Source organism: Bariatricus sp. SGI.019, assembly GCF_050315235.1.
In the GTDB taxonomy this organism is placed as follows: Bacteria; Bacillota; Clostridia; order Lachnospirales; family Lachnospiraceae; genus JAFBIX01.
Genome location: NZ_JBNPOQ010000018.1, coordinates 32,522 through 58,898 on the forward strand (window position 1 = coordinate 32,522; position 26,377 = coordinate 58,898).

Sequence of the window (26,377 nt, forward strand, 5' to 3'; positions counted from 1 at the left end):
ATCAGGAGGAAAATATGATTGAATTAAAAGAAGTAACGAAAGAGTACTCAAAAGGGGTTGCGGCCTTGAATGGTATAAATCTTACGATTGAACAAGGCGAATTTGTATTTATCGTAGGTGACAGCGGTTCTGGTAAATCAACTTTGATTAAGCTGATCATGAAAGAGCTTGAACCTACATCTGGAACTATTATTGTAAATGGTCAGAATCTGAATCGAATGAAACACAGAAAGATTCCGATGTATAGAAGAAATATTGGAGTTGTGTTCCAGGATTTCCGATTGCTGAAGGATAGAAATATATACGATAATATTGCATTTGCGCAGCGTGTAACAGAGACACCGACCAGAATTATCAAGAAGAAAGTACCGGCAGCATTGTCACTGGTTGGTTTAGCGCAGAAATATAAGTCATTTCCAAAAGAATTGTCCGGTGGTGAGCAGCAGCGTGTTGCGATTGCTAGAGCAATTGTAAATGAACCGGCGATTTTGTTGGCAGATGAGCCTACCGGTAACCTTGACCCGACAAATTCATGGGAGATTATGAAGTTGTTGGAGGAGGCGAATGACAGAGGAACGACCGTACTGGTAGTTACACATAACCAGGAGATTGTAAACGAGATGAAGAAGCGAGTTGTTACAATGAAAAAGGGAGTCATTGTAAGCGACGAGAAAAAAGGTGGGTATAATAATGAGAATTAGTACATTTGGATATTCGATGAAACAAGGGGTAAAGAACATAGGAAGAAATAAGATGTTTTCCGTTGCGTCTATTGCAACGATGGCAGCTTGTATTTTTCTGTTCGGACTTTTTTTCGCCATTGTTGTGAATTTTAATTATATGGTGGAAAAAGCAGAAGAAGGTGTAGCGATTACCGTCTTCTTTGATGAAGATGCATCTGATTCTACTAAAAAAGAGATAGGAAAACAGCTTGCAAATGCGGAAGGTGTGCTGGAAGTTAATTATGTAAGTGCAGATGATGCATGGGAGAACTTTAAAGAGGAATATTTTGGAGAATCCAGTGATCTTGCGGATGGATTTAAAAATGATAATCCGTTGGCAAGTTCAGATAACTATGAAGTGTATATGTCTGATGTGTCAAAGCAAAAGGATGTTGTAGAGTATGCAGAAAGTCTCGATGGGGTCCGTAAAGTTAATAAATCAGATGTAGTAGCTAAGACTTTGACTAGTGTCAATAAGCTGGTGGGATATATTTCTGCAGCAATTATCGCGATTTTACTTGCGGTTTCCATCTTCCTGATCAGCAATACAGTTACGATGGGTATTACAGTAAGGCGTGAAGAGATTGCGATTATGAAGTATATTGGTGCAAAGGATGGATTTGTCAGGGCGCCATTTGTAATAGAAGGTTTGTTAATTGGAGCAATTGGAGCAATTATTCCTTTGGTTGCATTGTATTTTATGTATGATAAGGCTGTAAGTTATATCATGACTAAGTTCAGCCTCCTGAATAATATTGTAGATTTCCTTCCGGTAATGGAGGTATACAAGACATTGCTTCCGGTTGGTATTGCTTTGGGAGTAGGAATCGGTTTTGTGGGAAGTTTCTTTACAATCCGTAAGCACTTGAAGGTATAATATCATAGGAGGTTACATATGATACGAAGAAAGAAGGCGCTTAGTTTTTTATTAGTGCTGGTATTGTGCCTTGGAATGGCGATTCAGGCGAATGCGACTGAAATCAGCGAAACGCAGAAAAAAGCGGAAGAGCTGGAAAAGAAGAAAAAAGATGCAGAGAAAGAAAAGCAGTCTTTGGAAAAACAGTTAGAGTCTATTGTCAGTGAGATGGAAGAGACAAAGACGAAGATTGAAGAGAAAGAAACAGAAATCAGTGCGAAAGAAGAAGAACTGATTCAGGCAAAGGTTGATGAAAATGACCAATACGAAAGCATGAAGAAAAGAATCAAGTACATGTATGAAAATGGAAATACACAGTTCGTTGAGATTTTGTGCGAGTCAAAAAGTATTGGTGAATTTCTGAACAATGCGGAATATATTACAACAATCTCAGAATACGACCGGACCATGCTGGTAGAGTTTCAGGCGGTTGTAAAAGATGTGGAAGAACAGGAAGCGGCGCTTCAGGCAGAATATGATGAACTGGAGACTATGCAGAATGATCTGATCACAAAGCAAGACAGTGTGACAGAGCTTATGGAAAGCAAGGATGCTGAGATTGAACAGATTAGCAGTGATCTTGGTGACACAAAGGATAAGCTGTCAGAACTGCAGGCAGCTGCGGCAGCGGCAGAGCGTAAGCAACAGGAGAAAAACAGTGGGTACAGTAATAATGCGGGAGCATCTGTGATTACTGGAAATGGAACATTTACACATCCTTGTCCGGGATATACTTACATATCCAGTGAATTTGGATATCGAGAACAGCCGATTGCGGGAGCAAGTACGAATCATAAAGGAATGGATTTTGCTGCTCCGATAGGAACACCAATCTATGCAGCAGCGAGTGGAACTGTGACTTCTGCAAGTTATAGTGGGAATGCCGGAAATATGATCGTAATCAATCATGGAAATGGACTTCAGACTTATTATATGCATTGCAATTCGATGTATGTCAGGGCAGGACAGACGGTGAGTAAGGGACAGAATATCGGTGCAGTAGGAAGTACAGGAAATTCATCCGGCCCACATCTGCATTTCCAGGTTATGCAGAATGGTACACCGGTGAATCCACGTAATTATCTGTAAGAATAAAGGTTGATATCTATGAAAGATAAAAAAAGTTTTGTTAAGGGGGCGCTTTTTGGCGCCCTTGCTATGTTATTGATTGCAGGACTTGTATCCTGTGGATTAAAACTGGGTGACAGCAGTAGGGAAGCTGTTACCAGTGAGACGGAAGAAAAAATTGCAGAATTAAAGAAGTTAATTGATAAAAATTATTTACATGACGTAGATGAAGAAGAACTTCAGGAAGGAATATATAAAGGCTATATTTCAGGATTGGATGATCCATACTCTGTGTATTATGATGAAGAAGAAACCAAATCTTTCTACGAAACAACAGAGGGAGAATATGACGGTATCGGTGCAGTACTGAGCCAGAATATGGATACTGGGATTATTACACTTGTTCAGATATATGATGATTCTCCGGCGATGAAGGCAGGACTTCAGGATGAGGATATTCTTTATAAGGTAGATAAAGAAGAAGTGACAGGAGAGGATCTGACGGAAGTAGTATCTCACATCAAAGGCGAGAAAGGAACTACCGTAGATATAACTGTGCTTCGGGGAGAAGAAAATGAGGAAGTAACGGTGACGGTAACTCGTGATACTATTCAGGCGCAGACAGTAGAATACCGTATGTTGGAAGATAATTTGGGATATATTGCAGTTTCAGAATTTGACAGTGTTACTTATGATCAATATCAACAGGCATTAGAAGATCTTCAGAATCAGGGAATGCAGGGACTGATTGTGGATTTGAGAAATAATCCGGGAGGTAATCTGAGTACTGTCTGCGATATGCTGGATCTGATGCTTCCGGAAGGATTGATTGTCTATACGGAAGATAAAGATGGAAATCGGCAGGAAATGACGTCTGATGACGAACATCAATTTAATCTTCCGATGACAGTATTGATGAATGGAAATAGTGCCAGTGCATCTGAAATCTATGCGGGAGCTATCCAGGATTATGGGCTTGGCAAAATTGTTGGAACACAGTCTTATGGAAAGGGCGTTGTGCAGCAGATCTTTGATTTGAAAGATGGAACTTGCGTGAAACTGACGATTGCAGAGTATTTTACACCGAATGGAAGAAATATTAACGGTGAGGGTATTACCCCGGATGTGGAAGTAGAATATGAAAAGGATGAAAATAACCCGGATGCAGATAATCAGCTTGAAAAAGCAATGGAAATCTTAAAGAGCGAATTGCAATAATTATACAAAGAGAAATACACAAGGTAGAAGGGAATGACCAAATTGGCATTCCCTTTTAGCATTCCATGTGATAAAATAAATTACAGTATGGAATGCTATATGGATATACTATTAATATGCTACCCAGTAGTGTAGACGACAGAAAGGACAATATATATGACGATTTTAATTCAGAATGGCCATGTAATTGACCCACTTACCAGAAAAGATGGATGTTATGATGTGCTGATTGAGAATGACCGAATCCAGAAAGTGGAAGAAAAGATTGAGGAAAAGGCAGATCGGATCATTGATGCCAAAGGATGTTATGTAATGCCTGGATTTATTGATCTCCATGTGCATTTTAGAGATCCGGGGTTGGAATATAAAGAGACCCTTGAGACAGGTGGTAAGGCAGCCGTGAGGGGCGGTGTTACCACGGTGTGTGCTATGCCTAATACAAAACCGGTTATTGATAACGGAGACAAGGTTGCTGCAGTGCATGAAAGAGCAAAGAAGGAATCTCTGTCCCATGTGATTCAGATTGGTGCGGTTACGCGGGAACAGAAAGGGCAGGAACTGGCAGATATAGAAGGAATGGCAAAGGCTGGATGCCATGCAATCAGTGAAGATGGCAAATCTGTGATGAATGCTTCTCTTTATAGAAAGGGAATGAAAATTGCAAAAGAAAATGGAATTGCAGTATTTGCTCACTGTGAAGACATTACCATGGTAGAAGGCGGCGTTATGAATGCAGATGAGAATGCTGAGCGTCTTGGGCTAAAGGGAATTACTAATTCGGTAGAAGATGTGATTGTAGCGAGAGATATTTTGTTGGCTAAAGAAACGGGAGTAAGACTTCATCTGTGTCACTGCTCGACAGCAGACAGTGTAAAAATGGTCAAACTAGCCAAAGAAGAAGGCCTTCCGGTAACTGGTGAGGTGTGTCCGCATCATTTTATCTTAAGTTCAGAAGATATCAAAGAAGATGATGGCAATTATAAGATGAATCCGCCACTTCGAAGTAAGGCGGATGTAGAAGCCCTAAGACAGGGACTGAAGGATGGCATTATGGATGTTATTTCCACAGATCATGCACCACATGCAGCAGAGGAAAAGAATAAGTCTATTGCAAAAGCCGCGTTTGGAATTGTTGGGCTGGAAACATCTGCGGCACTTACGTATACCTCATTGGTAAAAACAGGACTTTTGAGTGTAATGGATATGGCCGAGAAGATGAGTTATAATCCTGCAAAGGTCTTAGGATTGGATGAAAAAGGCTCTGTATCCGAAGGAAAAATCGCAGATATTGTGATCTTTGACCCGGACAAGACATATAAGATTGATAAGAATACATTTGCATCAAAGGGCAAAAATACACCATTTGACGGATATGAAGTGACTGGTGAGGTTGCATATACACTTGCAGATGGAAAAGTAGTATACGAAAGATAACCGGATTGGAATAAGATGCTGATTGTATAATGAAGAAACTAGGAGGAATGAACAAGTGATTAACAAATTAGTAGCAAATATCAAAAGAACAGGAGCACCTATAGTAGTTGGGTTAGACCCGATGTTAAATTATGTACCGGAGCATGTGCAGAAAAAAGCATTTACAGAGTATGGTGAGACATTAGAAGGTGCTGCAGAAGCAATCTGGCAGTTTAACAAAGAAATCGTCGACAAAACTTATGATTTGATTCCGGCAGTGAAACCACAGATTGCAATGTATGAGCAATTTGGAATTCCAGGACTTCAGGCATTCAAGAAGACTGTAGATTATTGTAAAGAAAAAGGGTTGGTCGTAATTGGAGATATTAAACGAGGAGATATCGGTTCAACATCTGCTGCTTATGCAGTAGGACATCTTGGAAGAGTACAGGTGGGAAGCAACTCCTATGTTCCTTTCGATGAAGACTTCGCAACCGTAAATCCATATCTGGGATCTGACGGTGTGAATCCATTCTTAGACATATGCAAAGAAGAAAAGAAAGGTATCTTTGTTCTGGTCAAGACATCCAATCCATCTAGTGGAGAGTTTCAAGATCAGTTAATTGACGGCCGTCCACTCTATGAATTGGTAGGCGAGAAAGTGGCAGCCTGGGGAGCAGAAGCAATGGGAGAAGAATATAGTTACGTAGGAGCCGTAGTAGGAGCTACTTACCCAGAGATGGGAAAAATCCTTCGCAAAATTATGCCGAAAGCTTATATTCTGGTTCCGGGCTATGGCGCACAAGGCGGAAAAGGCAAAGATCTCGTACATTTCTTCAACGAGGATGGCTTGGGAGCAATCGTAAATTCATCCAGAGGAATCATCGCTGCATATAAGCAAGAAAAATACGCCAAATACGGTGCAGAAGCATTCGGAGATGCATCCAGAGCAGCTGTAGAAGATATGATTGCAGATATCAAAAATGCTATGTAAGGGACGTAGTATTTTTTAAAAGGTCTACGTCCCTAATTAACAAATGGGGTGTACCCAAATGAAAAATGGGGTGTACCCGAAAGGAGAAAACATGGATATGAAGAAAGAAAATGCTGTGGTTGTATCTCAGGAGATGCTGGCGGATGGGATCTTCAGTATGTGGATTCAAACGGATGCGGCCCAGACTGCGAAGCCTGGTCAGTTTATATCGATGTATACGAAGGATGGGAGTAAGCTTCTTCCGCGACCGATCAGTATTTGTGAGATAAATAAGGCTGATGGACAACTTCGTGTGGTCTATCGTGTGACAGGGGAGAATACAGGAACAAAGCAGTTTTCTGAGTTGAAAGAAGGAGACGAGATTCCGGTGATTGGTCCTCTTGGAAATGGTTTTCCACTGGAAAAAGCGGAGGGAAAGAAAGCATTTCTGATGGGTGGAGGGATTGGCGTCCCGCCAATCTTGGAACTGTCCAAGCAGTTATCCTGTGAGTGCAAGCAGATTGTGGTTGGTTATCGTGATGCGCATACGTTTTTGAAAGAAGAATTTGAACAAAACGGAAGCCTGTATATATCTACCGAAGATGGAAGTGTTGGAACAAAGGGGAATGTTATGGATGCAATTCGTGCAAATGCATTGGAGGCAGAGATTATCTATGCTTGTGGACCAACCCCGATGTTGCGCGCGATTAAGCAGTATGCGGAAGAAAATAATATTGTATGCTATATTTCGATGGAAGAGAGAATGGCATGTGGAATCGGAGCATGTCTTGCATGTGTATGCCAGTCTAAGGAAAAGGATCATCACAGCAATGTGCATAATAAGAGAATCTGTAAAGATGGTCCGATATTTCTGTCTACGGAGGTGGAAATCTAATGGATATGAAAGTAAATATTGCAGGTGTAGAGTGGAAGAATCCTGTGACAGTTGCTTCTGGAACTTTTGGCTCAGGTGCTGAGTTTTCTGAGTTTGTAGACTTGAATCAATTGGGAGCGGTAACGACCAAGGGGGTTGCCAATGTTCCATGGCCTGGTAATCCAACGCCAAGAGTGGCGGAAGTTTATGGCGGTATGATGAATGCAATTGGACTTCAGAATCCGGGAATCGATTTGTTCTGCGAACGAGATATCCCGTTTTTAAGGCAATATGATACAAAGATTATTGTAAATGTCTGTGGAAAATCTACAGAAGATTATTGTGAAGTGGTAGAGAGACTTGCGGATGAAGAGGTAGATATGCTGGAAATCAATATCTCTTGTCCGAATGTCAAGGAAGGTGGAATAGCATTTGGTCAGAATCCGAAAGCAGCAGAGGATATTACAAAAGCAGTGAAAAAATATGCAAAGCAGCCTGTTATCATGAAGTTAAGTCCGAATGTAACGGATATTGCAGAGATGGCAAAAGCGGTAGAGGCAGGAGGAGCGGATGCCGTTTCATTGATCAATACTCTGACAGGAATGAAGATTGATATCCACAGAAAGACATTTGCCATTGCAAATAAAACTGGTGGAGTATCTGGGCCGATCGTGCATCCAATAGCAGTGCGTATGGTATATCAGGTGGCAAATGCAGTAAAAGTTCCGATTATAGGCATGGGTGGAATTTCATGCGCAGAAGATGCGATTGAAATGATTCTTGCCGGAGCAAGTGCGGTGTCTGTCGGAACTGCAAATTTTCATAATCCAGCAGTTACAATGGAGATCGTGGCTGGAATAGAAGATTATATGAAAAAAAATGGTTTTGAATCGGTTGAAGAGATGGTTGGAATTGTAAAATAAATATATAATATCCATATAAGGAAGGACTTATATGGATATTTTTTGTCTCCAGTTATTGGATTGAAAATGTGTGTCGGGTATGGTAAAATTGAAAAGAAATTTGTTGATATGGAGGTCTTAAGAATAATGGAAAGCTATAAGCAGGAATTTATCGAATTTATGGTAGAAAGCGATGTGCTCAAATTTGGAGAATTTACATTAAAGAGTGGAAGAAAATCCCCGTTTTTTATGAATGCGGGTGCTTATGTGACTGGTACACAGCTGAAAAAACTCGGTGAGTATTATGCCAAGGCAATCCATGATGCCTACGGAATGGATTTTGATGTGCTTTTTGGACCTGCATATAAAGGAATTCCGCTGGCAGTTGTAACAGCAATGGCATTCAGCGAGCTATATGGTAAAGAAGTACGTTACTGCTCAGATCGTAAGGAAGAAAAGGATCATGGAGCTGATAAAGGAAGTTTCCTTGGAAGTAAATTAAAAGATGGTGATCGTGTCATCATGATTGAGGATGTGACAACATCTGGAAAGTCCATGGAAGAGACGGTGCCAAAGGTTCGAGGCGCAGCTAATGTGGAGATTAAAGGATTGATGGTGTCTCTGAATCGTATGGAAGTTGGTAAGGGCGGAGAAAAATGTGCTCTGGATGAGATAAAAGATCTGTATGGATTTGAGACTGGTGCAATTGTAACAATGGAAGAAGTTGTGGATTATCTTTATAATAGAGAATGTCAGGGAAAAGTTATCATTGATGATACATTAAAAGCTGCAATTGACGCATATTATGAACAATATGGTGTGAAATAAGACCAGGAGGGAATCAGATGAACGAAAAGGTATATAAAGCAATGAATTTTGCAGGTGTGGCGAATATAGTTGTTGGTGTGATTGTAGCAATTATTGGGGTGACGGCAGGAATTATATCGATTGTAAGTGGAGCACGCTTACTGAAGGAAAAAAAAGGACTTACCTTTTAATTGGGTCCAGACTGAAAGGGTGCTATATTTTTGGAATTAAAGAGTAGAAAAAGAATCCGTATTCTCGGAAAGATATTCTTTGTATTATATATTATGTTTATTATATACTTTCTGATATTTTCTGATTGGTACGGACGGACAGGAGAGATGCAGGAATATCATTATAATCTTGTGCTCTTTAAAGAAATCAATCGATTCTGGGAATACCGGAATCAGGTTGGTCTGTTCGCTATGTTTACTAATTTGCTTGGCAATGTAATTATCTTTATGCCTTTTGGATTCTTTATGCCCATGGCAAGCAAATACAGAAGCTTTCTGGCTACTGTATTCTATAGTTTTGGACTTAGTCTTTGTGTTGAAACATTTCAGCTGGTTACGAAAGTTGGAAGTTTTGATGTGGATGACCTCTTATTGAATACAATCGGAGGTCTCCTGGGATATGTTATATTTGTAATCTGTGCGGCAATAAGGAGAAGACATGTTTATAAGAAAAAAGGTAGTAACAGAAGAAGATAGGGCAAAAGCTGTTGCGAAAGCCAGAGAAAAACAGAGAAAAAAGATGATAAAGACCAAGTACGGACAGACACCACTTCGACATGCAAGAAAGGGTGTCTATTCGTGTTGCTATGCGGCAGTAGTAGCAATGCTGCTGTTGCTGATGATAAGCATTTCTTTTATTGGCAAAGGTGATGTTGGTATTTTGATCGGATTTGTAGGATTGGGAACGATTGCATTATCCTGTATGGGGCTTGTATTAGGATTTCGCGGCCTAAAAGAAAGAGACAAAAATTACATAACGTGCAAGGTAGGGATCGGTGTAAATGCTGCGATACTTCTTGGACTGATTGGAATATTTATCAGGGGGCTTATATAGATGATAGAAGAAAGATATGAACTGGCAATTGGGCGGATCAAAGAGATGCGAGACGAAAAGGTTGTACAGCCACCTTTTCGAGAATTTTTTCAAAAGATGGCAGAATTTGTCATTATGCTGGATGAATTGAAGACGCAGATAGAATCAGGAGCATACGCCCAGTTCAAACTTAAAGAATTGGAAGAGTGGAATGAAAGGTTATATCAGGATATTCTTCCTCAACAATATAACACGAGCTATGCGAATCCATCCTATGCGGTGGAAATGCTTGGAGAAGGCTATGGACAGATTCTGAGTTTTTTGTATACAGAACTCAGAGCTGCTATAGTATATGTCTTTGAACAAAAGAAAGAGTATCTGGATATTTTATTTGAATTATTGATTGAAATTTATAATCAGTTTGAAGAAGAGCCGAATCTAAAAAATGTCAAAGAGACAATTTACTGGTATGCCAGTGATTATTGTGATGTATTTGCAGCAGATCGAATTTGCGAACAACTTGATCCTGCAGAATCGTTTGCGGTGGATATTATTATGAACAGTGATTTGAACAATGTGAATTACTTGTATCAATTTGGAGAATATATCAGCCACAATGAATTGCAGACTGCAAGACATCTTATGGAATTGGATGAAACGGTGATCCAAAAGATGGCAGATGTATACACAGAAGGTTATCGGATTGGGTTCATTAATACAGGCAAGGACCTTTCTAAAAAATCAATTGTCAATATTCGTTATGTTCTTGGATTCGAGAAGGTAGTGAAAAAAGCAATTGAAAATTTTGAAAAAATGGGATTAAAGCCTGTCATATATCGTTCTGGTGTAAGTGTCCTGACGAAACGTCAGCATCTGAAAATAGGATATTATGGCGCGATTGCTAATAAGCAGTATGAATATGATCACCGCAATGATCAGGCATTATTTTTGGATAAAAAGTTTATGGAACGCAAATTAGAAGTCATTCAGACTACGTATGAGCATCATAAAGAGCAGGCGGCACAATTTGCAGGTCCAGCCTGTATAGACATGTTTGGCGAAGAGCCTTTTTCACCAGGACAGAAAGAGGAGGTCATCCGACTTACGGACAGACAAGAAGAACTTGCACTTCAGTTTGACAGCCGACAGAGTCAGATTACGAATCAGTATATTCGCGGTGACGAGAGGAGTTTTACGATTATTGCTTATCCAGTGCCTGACATAGGAGAACAATATGACGAGATATTTGATGAGATTATCCGTATCAATACATTGGATGCCAAGACTTATGAGAAAGTGCAGCAGACGTTGATCGACGCACTGGATCAGGGAGAATATGTTCATATTCTGGGGGCTGATGGAAACAAGACAGATCTTAAGATTCAACTTCATCCGCTTCATGACCCGAATAAAGAGACTATATTTGAGAATTGTGTGGCAGATGTGAATATTCCGGTGGGAGAAGTCTTCACATCTCCTGTTTTGGAAGGAACCAATGGTGTGTTGCATGTGAGCAAGGTATATCTTAATGAATTACAGTATCAGGATCTAGAGATTACATTTGCCAATGGAATGATCGCAGACTATAATTGTAGAAATTTTGAAAGAGAACTAGAGAATAAAGAATATATTCGTGATAATATCCTTTATAAACATCCGACACTCCCGCTGGGGGAATTTGCAATTGGAACCAATACAACAGCCTATGTAGCAGCCAAAAAATATGGTATCGAGGAAAAAATGCCGATTCTGATTGCAGAAAAGATGGGACCTCATTTTGCAGTTGGAGATACTTGTTATAGCTGGAGTGAGGATATTAAGGTATATAATCCAAATGGGAAAGAGATTGTAGCAAAAGATAATTCGATATCTGCTTTAAGAAAAGAAGATGTTTCCAAGGCATATTTCCATTGCCATACAGACATTACGATTCCATATGAAGAATTGAAAAGTATTACAGTAGTGACAAAAAATGGAGAAGAGATTCTTCTGCTGGAAAATGGAAGATTTGTGTTGGAAGGAACAGAGATTCTGAATGAACCATTGAAAAATCTGGATAAATACGGTATAGTGAACGCATAGCAATGAACACTGACAGAATAGGATTCTTGAGGTGCTTATATAGCAAACTATGGAAAGAAAGGATGAAAAATATGCCGAAAGTAGGTATTATTATGGGCAGCGATTCTGACTTGAAGGTTATGAGTAAGGCAGCCGCAATGTTGGAAGAGCTGGGAATCGATTATGAGATGACTATTATCTCTGCTCATCGTGAGCCGGATGAACTGATTGAGTGGACGCGAGGAGCTGAAGGACGTGGAGTGAAAGTTATAATAGCAGGAGCCGGAATGGCTGCGGCACTTCCAGGTATGTGTGCAGCTTTATTTGCATTACCGGTAATCGGAGTTCCGCTTTCCGGAAAGAATCTGGATGGAATGGATGCAGTATTTTCTATCATGCAGATGCCGCCGGGAGTTCCGGTTGCAACTGTAGCAATCGATGGAGCCAAGAATGCAGCGATTCTTGCTGCAAAGATTCTTGCGGCTTCTGATGAAGCACTTCTGGACAAGTTAAAAGCCTATACAAGAGAGATGAAAGAGGCAGTGCAGGGCAAGGCTGCAAAGCTGGATGAGATTGGATATGAGGCATATCTTGCTCAAAAATAAAAGATACGAATAAAAAGTAGAAAAATAAAGCATATAATAAGGAGATACGTTATGGATTACAAGAACGCAGGCGTTGATATTGAAGCTGGCTACAGATCAGTAGAACTTATGAAAAAACATGTAAAAGAGACAATGAGACCAGAGGTTTTAGGTGGTCTTGGCGGATTTGCCGGTGCTTTTGATTTGAGTGGTATTAAGAATATGGAAGAACCTGTCCTGTTGTCAGGAACAGATGGTTGCGGAACAAAGGTAAAACTCGCATTTGTAATGGACAAGCATGATACCATTGGAATCGATGCTGTTGCAATGTGTGTAAATGATATTGCCTGCTCAGGGGGCGAGCCATTATTCTTCTTAGATTATATTGCATGTGGAAAGAATTATCCTGAAAAAATTGCAACAATTGTAAGTGGAGTTGCAGAAGGATGTAAACAGTCAGAATGTGCTCTGGTCGGTGGAGAAACGGCAGAACATCCGGGACTTATGCCGGAAGATGAATATGATCTTGCAGGATTTGCTGTAGGTGTTGTCGATAAAAAGGATATCATCAGCGGTGAGAATATTAAACCAGGGGATGTGCTGGTTGGTATGGCTTCCAGCGGTGTTCATAGTAACGGATTCTCCCTTGTCCGTAAAGTGTTTGAGATGACGAAAGAGTCTCTGGATACATATTATGATGAACTGGGTAAGACATTAGGAGAAGCTTTGATCGCTCCTACAAAGATCTATGTAAAAGCGTTAAAGAGCATTAAGAACAGCGGTGTAAAAGTAAAAGGATGCAGCCATATTACTGGTGGCGGCTTTTATGAAAATATTCCGAGAATGTTACCGGACGGCGTGAGAGCAGTTGTAGAAAAGAATAGTTATGAGGTTCCTGCAATCTTCAAACTTCTGGCGAAAGAAGGAGATATTGCAGAGGAAATGATGTATAACACATTCAATATGGGACTTGGAATGGTCATCGCATTAGATCCTGCAGACGTGGAGAAAGCAATGGAAGCAATCAAAGCAGCCGGAGAGACACCATACGTTGTTGGTCATATTGAAGCCGGAGAAAAGGGAGTTACATTATGCTAAATGTAGTTGTGCTGGTATCTGGCGGCGGAACGAATCTGCAGGCAATTATTGATGCAGTAGAATCTGGTGCCATTACAAATACAAAGATTGTCGGAGTTATCAGTAATAATCAAAATGCCTATGCATTGGAGAGAGCAAAGAAGCATGGGATTGCAGGTCAGTGTATCTCACCGAAGCAGTTTTCTTCGCGGGCAGAATTTAATGAGAAATTTATCAAAGCTGTTGATGAGATGCAGCCGGATCTGATCGTATTGGCGGGATTTTTGGTTGTGATTCCTCCTGCAATGATTGAAAAATACAGAAACCGGATCATTAATATCCATCCGTCTTTGATTCCGTCTTTCTGCGGAACTGGGTTCTATGGCCTGAAAGTACATGAGGCAGCTCTTGCCCGTGGCGTAAAAGTGGTTGGTGCGACGGTACATTATGTAGATGAAGGAACGGATACTGGGCCGATTATTCTGCAAAAGGCTGTGGAAGTAGAGCAGGGAGATACTCCGGAAGTACTCCAGAGACGAGTAATGGAACAGGCAGAATGGAAGATACTTCCAAAAGCAATTGACCTGATTGCAAATGACAAAGTCAGTGTGATAGATGGCAGAACAGTGATTAGGAGGGATTAAGGATGAAAGTATTAATCGTAGGAAGCGGCGGAAGAGAGCATGCAATCGCATACTGTGTGGCAAAGAGTGCAAAGACAGATAAGATCTACTGTACACCTGGAAATGCCGGAATTGCAGAATATGCAGAGTGTGCACCGATCGGCGCGATGGAATTTGACAAGATCGTTGCATTTGCAAAGGAAAAAGAAGTCGATCTGGTAATTGTCGGCATGGATGATCCATTGGTAGGCGGACTGGTGGATGAACTGGAAGCGGTAGGCATCCGTGCATTTGGACCAAGAAAGAATGCAGCGATTCTGGAAGGCTCAAAGGCATTTTCCAAGGATCTGATGAAAAAGTACAATATTCCAACTGCAGCATATGAGAATTTTACTGATCCGGATAAGGCACTTGCTTACCTTGAAACTGCAAAATTCCCGATTGTACTGAAAGCAGATGGATTGGCCCTTGGTAAAGGCGTGCTGATCTGTAACGATCTGGAAGAGGCAAAAGATGGCGTTAAGACCATTATGCTGGATAAAAAATTCGGCACAGCCGGTAATGAGATGGTTATTGAGGAATTTATGACCGGACGGGAAGTATCTGTCCTGTCTTTTGTTGACGGCAATACCATTAAGACTATGACTTCCGCACAGGATCATAAACGTGCCGGAGATGGTGACACAGGATTAAATACCGGTGGTATGGGAACATTCTCTCCAAGTCCATTCTATACAAAAGAAGTAGAAGATTTCTGTAATAAATATATCTATCAGGCAACGGTAGATGCGATGAAAGCAGAAGGAAGACCTTTCAAGGGAGTAATCTTCTTTGGACTGATGCTGACAGAAGATGGACCAAAGGTATTGGAATATAATGCAAGATTCGGAGATCCAGAAGCGCAGGTTGTTCTTCCGAGAATGAAGAATGATATCATTGATGTTGTAGAAGCTTGTATAGACGGAACTCTAGATCAGATTGATCTGCAGTTTGAAGACAATGCTGCAGTCTGCGTAGTACTTGCAAGTGAAGGGTATCCGGTAAAATACGATAAAGGCCTTCCAATCAGCGGTTTGGATGAATTCAAGAAGCATGAAGGCTATTACTGTTTCCATGCGGGAACCAAATTCGATGGAGATCAGATCGTAACGAATGGAGGACGTGTGCTTGGAGTAACTGCGAAAGGAAAAGATCTGAAAGAGGCAAGGGCCAATGCATACGCAGCGACAGAATGGGTACAGTTCGATAATAAATATATGAGACATGATATCGGTAAGGCAATCGATGAGGCATAGGTAGTAATTATTATTTATTATTATAATAGAGCGATGTATGAAAAAACATACATCGCTCTTTACAAAGAATCTAACGATAATAGTAAGTTATTTTGCTTTGAAGATATATAATCTGGAATCAAAATCTCCGCCTGGTTCCAGATCTCCATATGCTTCTCCCGCAGACACATCAGTAGTAATCAAACCAAGATTCATCAACTCATCACCATAATACATTTTACCGGTTATTGTATTTTCATAACATAGAGCTGGGTCCAATCCCTTAAGCTGGATGCGTGTGTAAGAATCATTTACAGTATTCAGTACTTTGTACCAGCCAACGATGGCCTCTGTCTTATCCTCACTTACAACCATCCACATAGTTGTATTGCTTTCAAATGGACTGCTTAAGCGGTAAAATGTACCAAACTGAATGAGTTGGCGATATTTTTTCATGAATATAATCTGTTCTTTGACCTCGCTTTGTTCTTCTTTCGTCAGTTTGTTTAAGTCTAACTCATATCCAAAAGTTCCAAAGTATGCAACGTTTGCACGTGTGTGAAGAGGTGTTGTACGTGCAAGTTGATGGTTCGGTGTTACGGATACATGACTTCCCATGCTGCTGATCGGATAACAGTAGGAAGTACCATATTGAATCTTCAAACGTTCAATTGCATCCGTATCATCGCTAGTCCAACACTGTGGCGCATAATATAACATTCCAGGATCAAAACGAGCACCTCCACTTGCACAGGATTCAAAAAGCACCTCCGGGAATTGTGAAGTAAGTCTCTCATATAAGTCATAAACACCCAGAATATAGCGGTGGAATACTTCGCCCTGCCTATCGGCGGGAAGTATTGCTGAATAACATTCCGTAATGCTGCGGTTCATATCCCACTTTATGTAAGAAATATGGGATTCGTCCAAAATCTTAGCCATCATCTGATAGATATGATCTACGACTTCTTTTCGGGAGAAGTCCAAAACAAACTGATAACGACCGTGAGATGCATTTCTCTGTGGTGTCTGGAGCATCCAGTCTGGATGTGCCCGGTAAAGGTCAGAATCTTTGTTAATCATTTCAGGCTCAAACCAAAGGCCGAATTTCATGCCCAATTCTTCGATTTTTTGAGAAAGTCCTGCAATTCCATGTGGGAGAAGATCTGGATTTGGAATCCAGTCACCAAGTCCGGCATGTTCGTTTCTGCGGCCGCCAAACCAGCCGTCATCCAGGACGAAGAGTTCCACACCACTTTCTTTGGCTGTGTGGGCAATCTCGAGAATCTTATCTTCGTTAAAATCAAAATATGTTGCTTCCCAATTGTTAATTAGAATCGGACGGGCTTTATCACGCCAGACTCCACGTGCCAGTCGCTTTTGATATAATTTCTGGAAAGTCTGACTCATATGATTCAGTCCCTTGTCTGAGTAGACCATTACGGCTTCTGGGGTCTGGAAACTTTCACCAGATTCTAATTTCCAGTCAAAAGTGTCGGGATGGATTCCAAGCAAAACTCTGGATGAAGCGTGAGTATCTACTTCCACTTGAGCGAGAAAATTGCCACTGTATATTAGACTGAATCCAATTGCTTCTCCTTGGAATTCATCGGCAGTTGGACGCTTCAGTATGATGAATGGATTATGTTCATGGGAAGAATGACCTCGAAGGCTTCCGACAGATTGAATGCCCTGTTCTAGTTTCCTTGTTTTCAGATGACGTTCTCTGGCCCATGCACCTGAAAAGTGAAGAAAATCATAATTATAATCTGGTAAATCCATGCAAAGACTCATAGCTTTGGTCAGATGTATGCTTTCAGAACCATGATTTGTAAATCTCGCGCTGCGTGCGATGATACCACCTTTGCAGAAAATTGTATATAATAATTCCAGCTCCATTCCTGTGACAGTATCTTTTAATTGAAGTGTGAGTGTCATTGCCTCAGAATCATCTTCTGTATAAGTTGCCGGAAGTCCAGTAAGCTTTGGCTTGCCGGAAGTAATCATATGACCAGAATATTGGAAGTCTGAGATACGGCTCCCGTTAGCCTGAAGAATCTCAACAGCAGATTCTCGGTAGTCGGTGGTCCCGTATACGCCATATTCTTGCTTGATATGTTCTAATGAAATTGTTTTGTCATTTTCTATCAGATAAGATGCCATCGGTCTTGGAGCAGATTCTACAAGATAAGAAAAATCCTCTTTGTGATGGATGTGTTTTCCAAAATATAATTGTGCCATATGGCCGGTAGGCAATACGCTCATGATATAACTGATGGTGTCATTATACAGATGAAAAGTTTTTGAATGCTCTTGAAAGATGATATTCATGTTAGTACCTCCTAATAATACGATGCTATAAGATGATTATAGAAAAAAAGTGATGGAAAAAGTAGAAAGATATGTTAGACAAAACAGTCAAAATGTTAAAAAGCCGGTCATGTGGTCTGCCGGCTTTCTTTGCGATAGCTGGAAGGTGTTTGTCCCATATGTGTCTTGAACGTTTTAGAAAAAACGAGGGCATCTGTGTAACCACAAGAAAAGGCCACGCTCTCAATAGATAGATCTGTCAGTCTCAGAAGTTCTGCTGCATGTGTGATTCGGTAATTGGCAAGATATTCCTGTGGTGATACACCAAGATATTTACGAAAAAGTGTATAGAGATAACTACGGTTAATACAGACATAATTAGCAATATCTGTTACATGAATTGGAAGAGAATAGTTATCTTGAATAAATTCTACTGCACGCCTTACATATAGATTTCCTTCCTCTAATTGTGTAGGAATGACAGTGGAAATGTCTCTTGACAGGATGGAAAAAAAAGAATAGATTAAGCTCTCTGATAAAAACTGATTCATGACAGCGGAAGTATTGTTGTTCAGCATGTGGAGGACTGTCTGTTTTAATTCATCTGCATAGCTGCATTGGAAAGTTGGATGCTGACGGGTAAGACCGATGTCTTGTAGATACTGGCGGGCACTATTTCCGTCAAAACCGACCCAGATATAAGTCCATGGATCGGAGATATCGGCTTGATAAAATGTCTGTATCTGTGGGAAAATCAAGAATCCCTGGCCGGCAGACAGATGATATCTTTTTTCTCCAATATGGTATTGACCTTTTCCTTTTAGAATATAATGTAATAGATAGTTCGGACGTACCGCCGGACCAAAACTATGCCCTGACGCACATTCGTCGTATCCACAATAACACAAATATAAATCTGAGAACTTTCTGTCAGATGTCTGATGAATATATGATGCTTCCATGTTGCTCCTTTGTATATGCATGAGAATAGTCATTTTGAGAAATCAATAATTCCCCAATTTTTCAAGATATTTGTCAATTTTTTTCAGGCGTTTTTCAAATCCTTTTACCTTATGGCTGATAGTTTCAAGCAACGCTTCGGCTACAAATTGTGGACCGACCATTGAATTAAAGAAAGCGTTACTGTCTACTGGAACGGTAAGAAGAACTGTTGCATACTGAGCCAGCAAAGAACTGGGCTTATCAGTGATTACGATAATGCTGGCACCTACTTCTTTTGCCATCTCAGCGGTAATCTTATCTACCGATGAATATCTGGGAAAAGAGAAGACAATCAGGCAATCGTCTTTGCTGATATTACACATATGATCGATGGGGCTGATCGGAGACGCATTGGTCATCTCTACATTCGGTATCATATGTTTTAAATACAGTAAGAAAAAGTCACCCAGACAAGAATTGCCACGGGATGCAGCAATGTATTTGTGCTTACTGGAGATGATGATATCCGCAGCTTCTTCAAATACATTACTGGAATTATTGACAAATACAGATTCCAGATTTTTTGCAGCATTTTTTAAATGGCGATTAAGATAATCAGAATTATTTTCTAATTTCGCTCTTTTGGCAACACGCTGTGCTGGTACAGTAATACTGCTGGAAATGCTAAATACTTTGTCTTGATAATCTTTTCTCAAGGCTTTTTGGAAATCCATGAATCCGGTGAATCCGAGAGACCTGCTGAATCGAATAACGGAGGATTCACTTACTCCTAATTTCAAAGCGATCTCGGTGGAAGTCATGAAACATGCATCAGATGAATTATCCAATACATATTTTGCAATCATTTTCTGTGTTTTGGTTAAATTGGCGTTGTGGAAGATTTCTCTTAATTCTTTCATATGTTTTCCTCCGGAAATCGCAGATATAAGGAATATTTTCCATATTATATCATAATGTATAGTTAAATTTAATCATGAAACGCAAAATAATGCAAGTAAATTGTAGATACAATAGCTATTTTATCAATACAATTAAAAGTTTTGTGAAAAAAATAACTTTTGTTGAATAATATAGATGCATGTGTTAGTCTAATTTTAGAGACAAATGAATAATATTCTTCACAAAAAATTGGGAGTGAAAAATATTGTTCAAAAAATGTCAATGTCGGAACGAGCGACAGACTATTAACTTAGTGTAAGAGTAGGAGGTAGATTGAAATGAAAGTAGGATGCGTAAAAGAAATTAAGAACAATGAATTTCGCGTAGGTATGACACCAGATAATGCAAAAAGTTATGTAAATGCAGGTCATGAAGTTTATATTGAGAAAGGTGCTGGAATTGGTTCTGGATTTTCAGATGAAGAATATGCAGCAGCTGGAGCAAAGTTATTAGATACAGCAAAAGAGGTATGGGATATTTCTGAGATGATGGTTAAGGTTAAAGAGCCATTGCCAGAAGAGTATCCATTATTCCATGAAGGGCTTATCCTTTATACGTATCTTCATCTTGCAGCTGACAAACCGCAGACAGATGCGCTTTTGAATGGCAAGGTAAAAGGTGTTGCTTATGAGACATTATTTGACCCAAGAAATGGAGGCCTTCCACTTCTTGCACCAATGAGCCAGATTGCCGGACGTCTCAGTATCCAGGAAGGTGCTAAATATCTTGAAAAGAGATTTGGTGGAGAAGGTGTTCTTCTTGCAGGTGTTCCAGGAACTCCAAAGGCTAACATCGTAATCCTTGGTGGTGGTAATGTAGGAACAAACGCTTGTAAGATTGCAGTTGGAATGGGCGCTAATGTAACAATTATGGATATTAGCCTTCCAAGATTAGCTTATCTGGATGACCTTTTCGGAGCACGTGTTCAGACATTAGTTTCTACAGATGCTAATATTGAAAAAGCAGTAAAAGAGGCTGATCTTGTTATCGGTTGTGTATTGATTCCAGGAAAATCTGCACCGAAGATCTTTAAGAAGAAATATCTGAAAGAGATGAAACCAGGTGCTGTATTCGTAGACGTTGCAGTTGACCAGGGTGGATGTGGCGAGACAACAAAGGTTACATATCATGATGACCCAATCTTCGTAGAAGATGGCGTTGTTCACTACTGTGTAGGAAATATGCCAGGAGCAGTTCCAAGAACATCAACAATTGCTCTTACAAATGCTACATTAAGCTATGGTCTGCAGATTGCAAACAAAGGCTTAGAGCAGGCTTGTAAAGATAACGAAGTTATCTACTCTGCAATCAATACATATGATGGAAAACTGACCTGCAAGAACGTTGCAGACAGCTTCGATTGCTATGAATATGTAGATATCAAGACACTTTGCTAATTAATATTAAAATTTCCAAACTTAATTCCTTCAAAGTTGCAAAGGGGGCTTACAATTTAGGTTGTAAGCTCCCTTTACTTATGTTATATTATATATATAACAAAAGACACAAGGTTTAGAAAAAGGTGATACTATGCTGATAGAGATTGACTTTAATAGTGATGAAGCGATATACGTTCAGCTGCAAAATCAGATTATTTTGGGAATTGCGACAGATATGATACAAGAGGGAGACAGTCTTCCTTCGGTCAGACAGCTGGCTGAGACTGTAGGCATTAATATGCACACGGTGAATAAAGCATATGCAATTCTGAAGCAAGAAGGATTTATTCAGCTTGACAGGAGGAAAGGCGCAGTAATTGCGATTGATGTTGATAAAGCAAGAGCGCTTCTCGAAATGAAGGAACGAATGCGGATTTTATTGGCAAAAGGAAGATGCAAGAACATTTCGAGGGAAGAAGTGCATGCATTGGTAGATGAGATATTTGACGAATATGGAAAGGGAAAGACAGAATGAATTATACAGAACAGGCGAATAGTGTTTTGCAGATTGCAAAGAAGACTGCAAAAGATTTAAACCATCCCTATGTTGGAACGGAACATCTGCTTCTTGGATTGCGAAAAGTTTATAGTGGAGTTGCGGGACAGATTTTGGCCACGAATGGTGTGGATGAAGAGAAGATTTTAAAAATTGTAGATGAACTGGTATCTCAGACGGGAGACGTATCGGTAAAATATCAGCCGGAATTTAGTCCTAGATTGGAATATATTTTAGAGGAAAGTAAAACAGAAGCAATACATTCCCGTTCGGATAAGATTGGGACAGAGCATATGTTGCTGGCGCTAATGCATGATGCGGATTGTGTTGCTACACGTATATTACTTACTTTAAATATTAATATACAAAAGATGTACCAGGACATCTTGATGGTACTTGGATTGGATCCGAAGGAATATCAGGAAGATATGATGCAGGAGGGTGCATCGAAAAAAGAGGGGGTTCTAGAGCGATTTGGGACCGATTTGACGGTACGGGCCGAAGAGGGAAAACTCGACCCTGTAATTGGAAGAGAAGAAGAAATCAGTCGTCTGATGCAAGTGTTGAGTAGAAGAACGAAAAACAATCCTTGCCTGGTAGGAGAACCGGGAGTGGGAAAGACGGCAGTAATTGAAGGCCTTGCGTCGCGGATTGCATCTGGTGTTGTGCCGGAAGGAATGAAGGATAAGAGAATTCTTATGATGGATCTGGCGGCGATGGTAGCAGGCTCAAAGTATCGTGGAGAATTTGAAGAAAGAATGAAGCGGCTGATCCAGGAAGTGAAAGCAGCTGGTAATGTGATTCTGTTCCTTGATGAAGTGCATACGATTATCGGTGCAGGAGGGGCAGAAGGTGCGATGGATGCATCCAATATATTAAAACCTTCACTGGCACGCGGGGAGTTGCAATTGATTGGTGCGACCACGATAGCCGAATATCGTAAATATATTGAAAAAGATGCGGCTTTAGAGAGGCGGTTTCAACCAATAACTGTAGAAGAGCCAACAGAAGAACACTGCCTGGATATTTTAAAAGGTCTATGTGCAAAATATGAAGAGCATCATCATGTGATGATAGAAGAAGAAGCATTATGTGCAGCTGTTAGATTGTCGAGTCGATATATTAATGACAGGTTTCTTCCGGATAAAGCGATAGATGTCTTGGATGAAGCTTGCTCAAAAGTCAGCCTGCGAGGATTTAAAGTTCCTGAAAATATATATCGTTTGGAAGAGACTGTGTGTGAATTGTCAAATGAGTTGGAAGAAGCAATTCGCAATGGAAATATGCAGGAGGCTTCTTTGCTTCATAAAGAGCAGGAAGAGATAATGCAGAGGCTGGAGCAGATGAAGAAACGTTTTGAAAAAAGGAACGCCGGGAAAAAGGTTATAGTGACAGAAAATGATATTGCAGATGTTGTGTCACAATGGACAAAGATACCTGTACAAAGACTTGCGGAATCTGAAAGCGCAAGACTGAATAAACTGGAACAGACACTTCATAAACGTGTGATCGGCCAGGATGAAGCCGTTACTGCGGTAGCAAAATCAATCAAAAGGGGAAGAGTGGGACTTAAAGATCCGACACGTCCAATCGGTTCATTCCTGTTCCTGGGACCAACGGGTGTAGGCAAGACAGAATTGTCTAAAGCGTTGGCAGAAGCACTTTTTGGAAATGAAGAATCCATGATACGAGTTGACATGTCGGAATACATGGAAAAGCACAGCGTTGCAAAAATGATTGGTTCTCCGCCGGGATACGTGGGACATGATGATGGCGGCCAGCTTAGCGAACAGGTTAGACGACATCCATATTCAGTGATTCTGTTTGATGAGATTGAAAAAGCGCATCCAGATGTATTTAATATTCTTTTGCAGGTTCTCGATGATGGTCATATTACAGATTCTCAGGGAAGAAAAGTAGATTTTCGCAATACAGTGATCATTATGACATCAAATGCGGGAGCACAGGCAATTATTGATCCGAAAAAACTGGGCTTTAATGTGAAAGAAGATGAGGCTGGAGATTACAAGAGGATGAAGAATAATGTAATGAATGAAATAAAATTAATCTTCCGACCAGAATTTTTGAACCGTATTGATGAGATTCTTGTATTCCATCCGCTGAATAAAGATCAGATGAAAAAGATCGTGGGATTAATGTGTAGAGAATTGATATCTCGAGCCAAAGAACAACTGGGAATTCAGCTTATTATCAGAGATTCTGTGAAAAAGCATATTGTAGAAACGGGAACTGATCAAAAATATGGGGCGCGTCCGTTACGGAGAGCTGTTCAAAATCAACTAGAAGATAAATTGGCAGAAGCTATTCTTAGTGGGGAGATTAAACGGGGTTCCGAAGTGATAGTTGGAATGTCTAAAAAAGAAATAAAATTTGTCCCTAAGACTACAAATTAATATATTTTTGATATATAATAAGGGGTACAAAAGAAGAACCTTAGGAGGAGAAACAAATGGCAGCAGTGAAAGAACTTTTGAAAGCCGAAGCAGATGGAACACTTAGTTTTGGAGATTATACATTAGGCAGCAAAACAAAACTGGATGGATTCGAATTTCAGGGGGACTTATATAAGGTAAAGACATTTGCTGAGATTACAAAGTTAGAGAAAAACGGTATGTTTGTATACGAATCTGTACCGGGAACATCTGTTGAGAACTTTAAGGCAAGTGAAGATATTGTGTCGTTTAAAGTGTCAGGAACCAAAGATGCACAGTTTACTTTGGAATTAGAGGCGGATAGCGAATACGTTGTATACATGGATGATGTAAATGTGGGAGATATGAGGACTAATTTAAGTGGTAAGTTGAGTGTAAGTGCTGAATTAGAGCCTGATAAATCTGTTGAAGTAAAAGTAGTAAAAAAATAATGATAGTACCATAAAAGGGCTGCTGATTGCAGCCCTTTTTCTGAATAAAGAGAGATGTTGTTAGCTGACAAAATATATAAGTATCATTGAAACATCAGGAGAGAGATATGGCAAAAGCAAAGAAAAGTATTTTTTTCTGTCAGAATTGTGGACATGAAGAGAGTAAATGGCTGGGGCAATGCCCTGCATGTAAGGAGTGGAATACATTCGTAGAAGAAAAAGTGACTTCAATAAAGCAGGTGGCAGTAAAAGAACGTAAAGAGACGAAAGTAGTTACTTTGACAAGTATTACTACAGATGAAGATGAAAGGATGAAAACAGGAATTGATGAACTGGATCGTGTTCTGGGAGGAGGAATTGTACCGGGATCTTTGGTATTGGTAGGAGGCGATCCGGGAATCGGGAAATCAACTCTGCTTCTTCAGGTGTGTCAAAGACTGTCCGCAATGAATAAAAAAATATTATATATATCAGGAGAAGAGTCTCTGAAGCAGATCAAACTGAGAGCAAATCGAATGGGGACATTTGCAGAGACCTTATATCTTTTGTGCGAAACGAGCCTGGATATCATAAAAAATGTTATTGAACAGCAGAAGCCAGATATGGTCGTGATTGATTCTATCCAGACGATGTATAATGAAGAAGTGGAATCCGCACCGGGAAGTGTGTCGCAGGTAAGAGAATCTACGAATATATTTATGCAGTTGGCAAAAGGATTGAATATTTCTATATTTATTGTCGGACATGTAACAAAAGAAGGAACAGTGGCTGGACCACGTGTGCTGGAGCATATGGTGGACACAGTGCTTTATTTTGAGGGAGACAGGCATGCTTCGTATCGCATCTTGCGAGGAGTTAAGAATCGTTTTGGATCAACGAACGAAATAGGTGTGTTTGAGATGCAAAAAAGCGGTCTGGCAGAAGTGGAGAATCCATCAGAATTCATGCTAAGTGGAAAGCCTGAAAATGCATCTGGATCAGTCGTTGCCTGTGCAATGGAAGGAACAAGACCAATGCTTTTGGAAATTCAGGCGCTTGTATGCAGGAGTAATTTTGGAATGCCGAGAAGGACGGCGGCGGGACTTGATTATAATAGAGTGAACCTATTGATGGCAGTATTGGAAAAGAGAGTGGGACTTCCTTTGTCAAATTATGATGCATATGTAAATATTGCTGGGGGCATGAAAATGAATGAACCGGCGGTAGACTTAGGAATCGTGATGGCGATTGCGTCTAGTTATAAAAATAAACCTGTACCTGAAGATGCAATTGTATTTGGAGAAGTAGGTTTAAGTGGAGAAGTCCGGGCAGTAACTATGCCAGAACAGAGAGTGGCAGAGGCAAAAAAACTTGGATTTAAAACATGTATTGTTCCAGAGGTTTCTGTAAAGAACATCGGAAAAGTGGCTGGAATAGAAGTAATTGGAATTAAATCCGTGAATCAGGCAATGAATCTTTTGACATAATTAGTAAAGAGTAATTGTGGTGAGAAAAGTAGAGAATATCTCGAACAAATTGTGCGAATTGTATAAATAAAATAAAAAATAAAAATAATATTGACAATTCCAGATTCTATGTGTTATCCTAACAAAGCTGACGAAAGAGACATCTGAGAGATTGCTAGAAAAGAAGCGTTAGCAAAAAAGATTAAAATACTTGTTGACATTTGTCGACAAGTATGGTAATCTAAATAAGCTGTCGGTTGAGCGATGATTCGCAATGAAAGAACGACGAAAAATAAATTTAAAAAAGTTGTTGACAAGCGAGAAAACATATGATATATTGATATG

26 protein-coding genes are annotated in these 26,377 nt (G+C 40.1%); 22 read left to right on the forward strand and 4 right to left on the reverse strand.

Translation table 11 applies throughout. The annotated features are described in order from the left end of the window. The first annotated feature begins 14 nt into the window (after nucleotides 1-14). The 17 genes from ftsE to purD all read left to right on the forward strand — a co-directional run bounded on the left by ftsE (nucleotide 15) and on the right by purD (nucleotide 15,577). Nucleotides 15-701, forward strand: a complete 687-nt coding sequence (ftsE, locus tag ACQRD1_RS11660) for a cell division ATP-binding protein FtsE (RefSeq protein WP_235233982.1) — start codon at nucleotides 15-17, stop codon at nucleotides 699-701. Then, nucleotides 691-1,599 carry a permease-like cell division protein FtsX gene (ftsX, locus tag ACQRD1_RS11665; protein WP_235233984.1) on the forward strand — a complete coding sequence of 303 codons (909 nt, stop codon included), beginning with the start codon at nucleotides 691-693 and terminating at the stop codon, nucleotides 1,597-1,599. The genes ftsE and ftsX overlap by 11 nt, the downstream gene beginning before the upstream one ends. Before the next feature lie 18 nt (nucleotides 1,600-1,617). Then, a complete protein-coding gene (locus tag ACQRD1_RS11670) occupies nucleotides 1,618-2,727 on the forward strand; it encodes a murein hydrolase activator EnvC family protein (protein ID WP_235233986.1) in 1,110 nt (369 codons plus the stop codon). A gap of 18 nt (nucleotides 2,728-2,745) precedes the next feature. Further along, nucleotides 2,746-3,924, forward strand: a complete 1,179-nt coding sequence (locus ACQRD1_RS11675) for a S41 family peptidase (protein ID WP_235233987.1) — start codon at nucleotides 2,746-2,748, stop codon at nucleotides 3,922-3,924. Nucleotides 3,925-4,080: 156 nt separating this feature from the next. Next, nucleotides 4,081-5,358 carry a dihydroorotase gene (locus tag ACQRD1_RS11680; RefSeq protein ID WP_235233988.1) on the forward strand — a complete coding sequence of 426 codons (1,278 nt, stop codon included), beginning with the start codon at nucleotides 4,081-4,083 and terminating at the stop codon, nucleotides 5,356-5,358. A gap of 55 nt (nucleotides 5,359-5,413) precedes the next feature. Continuing rightward, complete coding sequence (pyrF, locus tag ACQRD1_RS11685) at nucleotides 5,414-6,331, forward strand: orotidine-5'-phosphate decarboxylase (protein WP_235233989.1); 918 nt, start codon at nucleotides 5,414-5,416, stop codon at nucleotides 6,329-6,331. A 91-nt stretch (nucleotides 6,332-6,422) separates the two neighbouring features. After that, a complete protein-coding gene (locus ACQRD1_RS11690; protein ID WP_347376513.1) occupies nucleotides 6,423-7,205 on the forward strand; it encodes a dihydroorotate dehydrogenase electron transfer subunit in 783 nt (260 codons plus the stop codon). Next, entirely contained in the window at nucleotides 7,205-8,107 is a 903-nt protein-coding gene (locus ACQRD1_RS11695; RefSeq protein ID WP_235233991.1) for a dihydroorotate dehydrogenase, read from the forward strand. The genes ACQRD1_RS11690 and ACQRD1_RS11695 overlap by 1 nt, the downstream gene beginning before the upstream one ends. Before the next feature lie 126 nt (nucleotides 8,108-8,233). Then, nucleotides 8,234-8,914 (forward strand): orotate phosphoribosyltransferase, encoded by a 681-nt coding sequence (gene pyrE / locus ACQRD1_RS11700; RefSeq protein ID WP_235233992.1) that lies wholly within the window; start codon nucleotides 8,234-8,236, stop codon nucleotides 8,912-8,914. Nucleotides 8,915-8,931: 17 nt separating this feature from the next. Beyond that, complete coding sequence (locus ACQRD1_RS11705; protein ID WP_235233993.1) at nucleotides 8,932-9,084, forward strand: hypothetical protein; 153 nt, start codon at nucleotides 8,932-8,934, stop codon at nucleotides 9,082-9,084. 30 nt (nucleotides 9,085-9,114) lie between these two features. After that, a complete protein-coding gene (locus ACQRD1_RS11710) occupies nucleotides 9,115-9,600 on the forward strand; it encodes a VanZ family protein (RefSeq protein ID WP_235233994.1) in 486 nt (161 codons plus the stop codon). Next, nucleotides 9,563-9,958 (forward strand): DUF6142 family protein, encoded by a 396-nt coding sequence (locus tag ACQRD1_RS11715; RefSeq protein ID WP_235233995.1) that lies wholly within the window; start codon nucleotides 9,563-9,565, stop codon nucleotides 9,956-9,958. Before ACQRD1_RS11710 ends, ACQRD1_RS11715 begins: the two co-directional genes overlap by 38 nt. After that, on the forward strand, nucleotides 9,959-12,019 hold the full coding sequence (locus ACQRD1_RS11720; protein WP_427787614.1) for an aminopeptidase: 2,061 nt from the start codon (nucleotides 9,959-9,961) through the stop codon (nucleotides 12,017-12,019). Nucleotides 12,020-12,090: 71 nt separating this feature from the next. After that, nucleotides 12,091-12,603, forward strand: a complete 513-nt coding sequence (gene purE / locus ACQRD1_RS11725) for a 5-(carboxyamino)imidazole ribonucleotide mutase (protein WP_235233998.1) — start codon at nucleotides 12,091-12,093, stop codon at nucleotides 12,601-12,603. 51 nt (nucleotides 12,604-12,654) lie between these two features. After that, nucleotides 12,655-13,680, forward strand: coding sequence for a phosphoribosylformylglycinamidine cyclo-ligase (gene purM / locus ACQRD1_RS11730; RefSeq protein WP_235233999.1), 1,026 nt, complete (start codon nucleotides 12,655-12,657; stop codon nucleotides 13,678-13,680). Further along, nucleotides 13,674-14,303: a phosphoribosylglycinamide formyltransferase gene (gene purN, locus ACQRD1_RS11735; RefSeq protein ID WP_235234000.1), complete on the forward strand. Its 630-nt coding sequence runs from the start codon at nucleotides 13,674-13,676 to the stop codon at nucleotides 14,301-14,303. The genes purM and purN overlap by 7 nt, the downstream gene beginning before the upstream one ends. Nucleotides 14,304-14,305: 2 nt before the next feature. Further along, nucleotides 14,306-15,577, forward strand: a complete 1,272-nt coding sequence (purD, locus tag ACQRD1_RS11740; protein WP_235234001.1) for a phosphoribosylamine--glycine ligase — start codon at nucleotides 14,306-14,308, stop codon at nucleotides 15,575-15,577. A gap of 87 nt (nucleotides 15,578-15,664) precedes the next feature. Here purD and ACQRD1_RS11745 read toward each other — a convergent pair whose 3' ends face one another. From ACQRD1_RS11745 to ACQRD1_RS11755, 3 genes are all read right to left on the reverse strand, one after another. Continuing rightward, on the reverse strand, nucleotides 15,665-17,887 hold the full coding sequence (locus ACQRD1_RS11745; RefSeq protein ID WP_235234002.1) for an alpha-galactosidase: 2,223 nt from the start codon (nucleotides 17,885-17,887) through the stop codon (nucleotides 15,665-15,667). A 107-nt stretch (nucleotides 17,888-17,994) separates the two neighbouring features. Then, nucleotides 17,995-18,828 carry an AraC family transcriptional regulator gene (locus ACQRD1_RS11750; protein ID WP_235234003.1) on the reverse strand — a complete coding sequence of 278 codons (834 nt, stop codon included), beginning with the start codon at nucleotides 18,826-18,828 and terminating at the stop codon, nucleotides 17,995-17,997. A gap of 42 nt (nucleotides 18,829-18,870) precedes the next feature. Continuing rightward, entirely contained in the window at nucleotides 18,871-19,728 is an 858-nt protein-coding gene (locus ACQRD1_RS11755; protein ID WP_235234004.1) for a MurR/RpiR family transcriptional regulator, read from the reverse strand. 318 nt (nucleotides 19,729-20,046) lie between these two features. On the opposite strand from ACQRD1_RS11755, the gene ald reads away from it, so the two are divergent. From ald to radA, 5 genes are all read left to right on the forward strand, one after another. Continuing rightward, nucleotides 20,047-21,165, forward strand: a complete 1,119-nt coding sequence (ald, locus tag ACQRD1_RS11760; RefSeq protein WP_235234228.1) for an alanine dehydrogenase — start codon at nucleotides 20,047-20,049, stop codon at nucleotides 21,163-21,165. 133 nt (nucleotides 21,166-21,298) lie between these two features. Continuing rightward, nucleotides 21,299-21,682, forward strand: coding sequence for a GntR family transcriptional regulator (locus ACQRD1_RS11765; RefSeq protein ID WP_235234230.1), 384 nt, complete (start codon nucleotides 21,299-21,301; stop codon nucleotides 21,680-21,682). Next, complete coding sequence (locus tag ACQRD1_RS11770; protein WP_235234231.1) at nucleotides 21,679-24,117, forward strand: ATP-dependent Clp protease ATP-binding subunit; 2,439 nt, start codon at nucleotides 21,679-21,681, stop codon at nucleotides 24,115-24,117. Before ACQRD1_RS11765 ends, ACQRD1_RS11770 begins: the two co-directional genes overlap by 4 nt. A 56-nt stretch (nucleotides 24,118-24,173) precedes the next feature. Then, on the forward strand, nucleotides 24,174-24,587 hold the full coding sequence (locus tag ACQRD1_RS11775; RefSeq protein ID WP_235234233.1) for an endosialidase: 414 nt from the start codon (nucleotides 24,174-24,176) through the stop codon (nucleotides 24,585-24,587). Between the two features lie 107 nt (nucleotides 24,588-24,694). Next, nucleotides 24,695-26,053 carry a DNA repair protein RadA gene (radA, locus tag ACQRD1_RS11780; protein WP_235234235.1) on the forward strand — a complete coding sequence of 453 codons (1,359 nt, stop codon included), beginning with the start codon at nucleotides 24,695-24,697 and terminating at the stop codon, nucleotides 26,051-26,053. Nucleotides 26,054-26,166: 113 nt separating this feature from the next. Here the strand turns inward: radA and ACQRD1_RS11785 are convergent. Further along, a partial coding sequence (locus ACQRD1_RS11785; RefSeq protein ID WP_427787617.1) for a hypothetical protein occupies nucleotides 26,167-26,377 on the reverse strand: 211 nt, incomplete at its 5' end.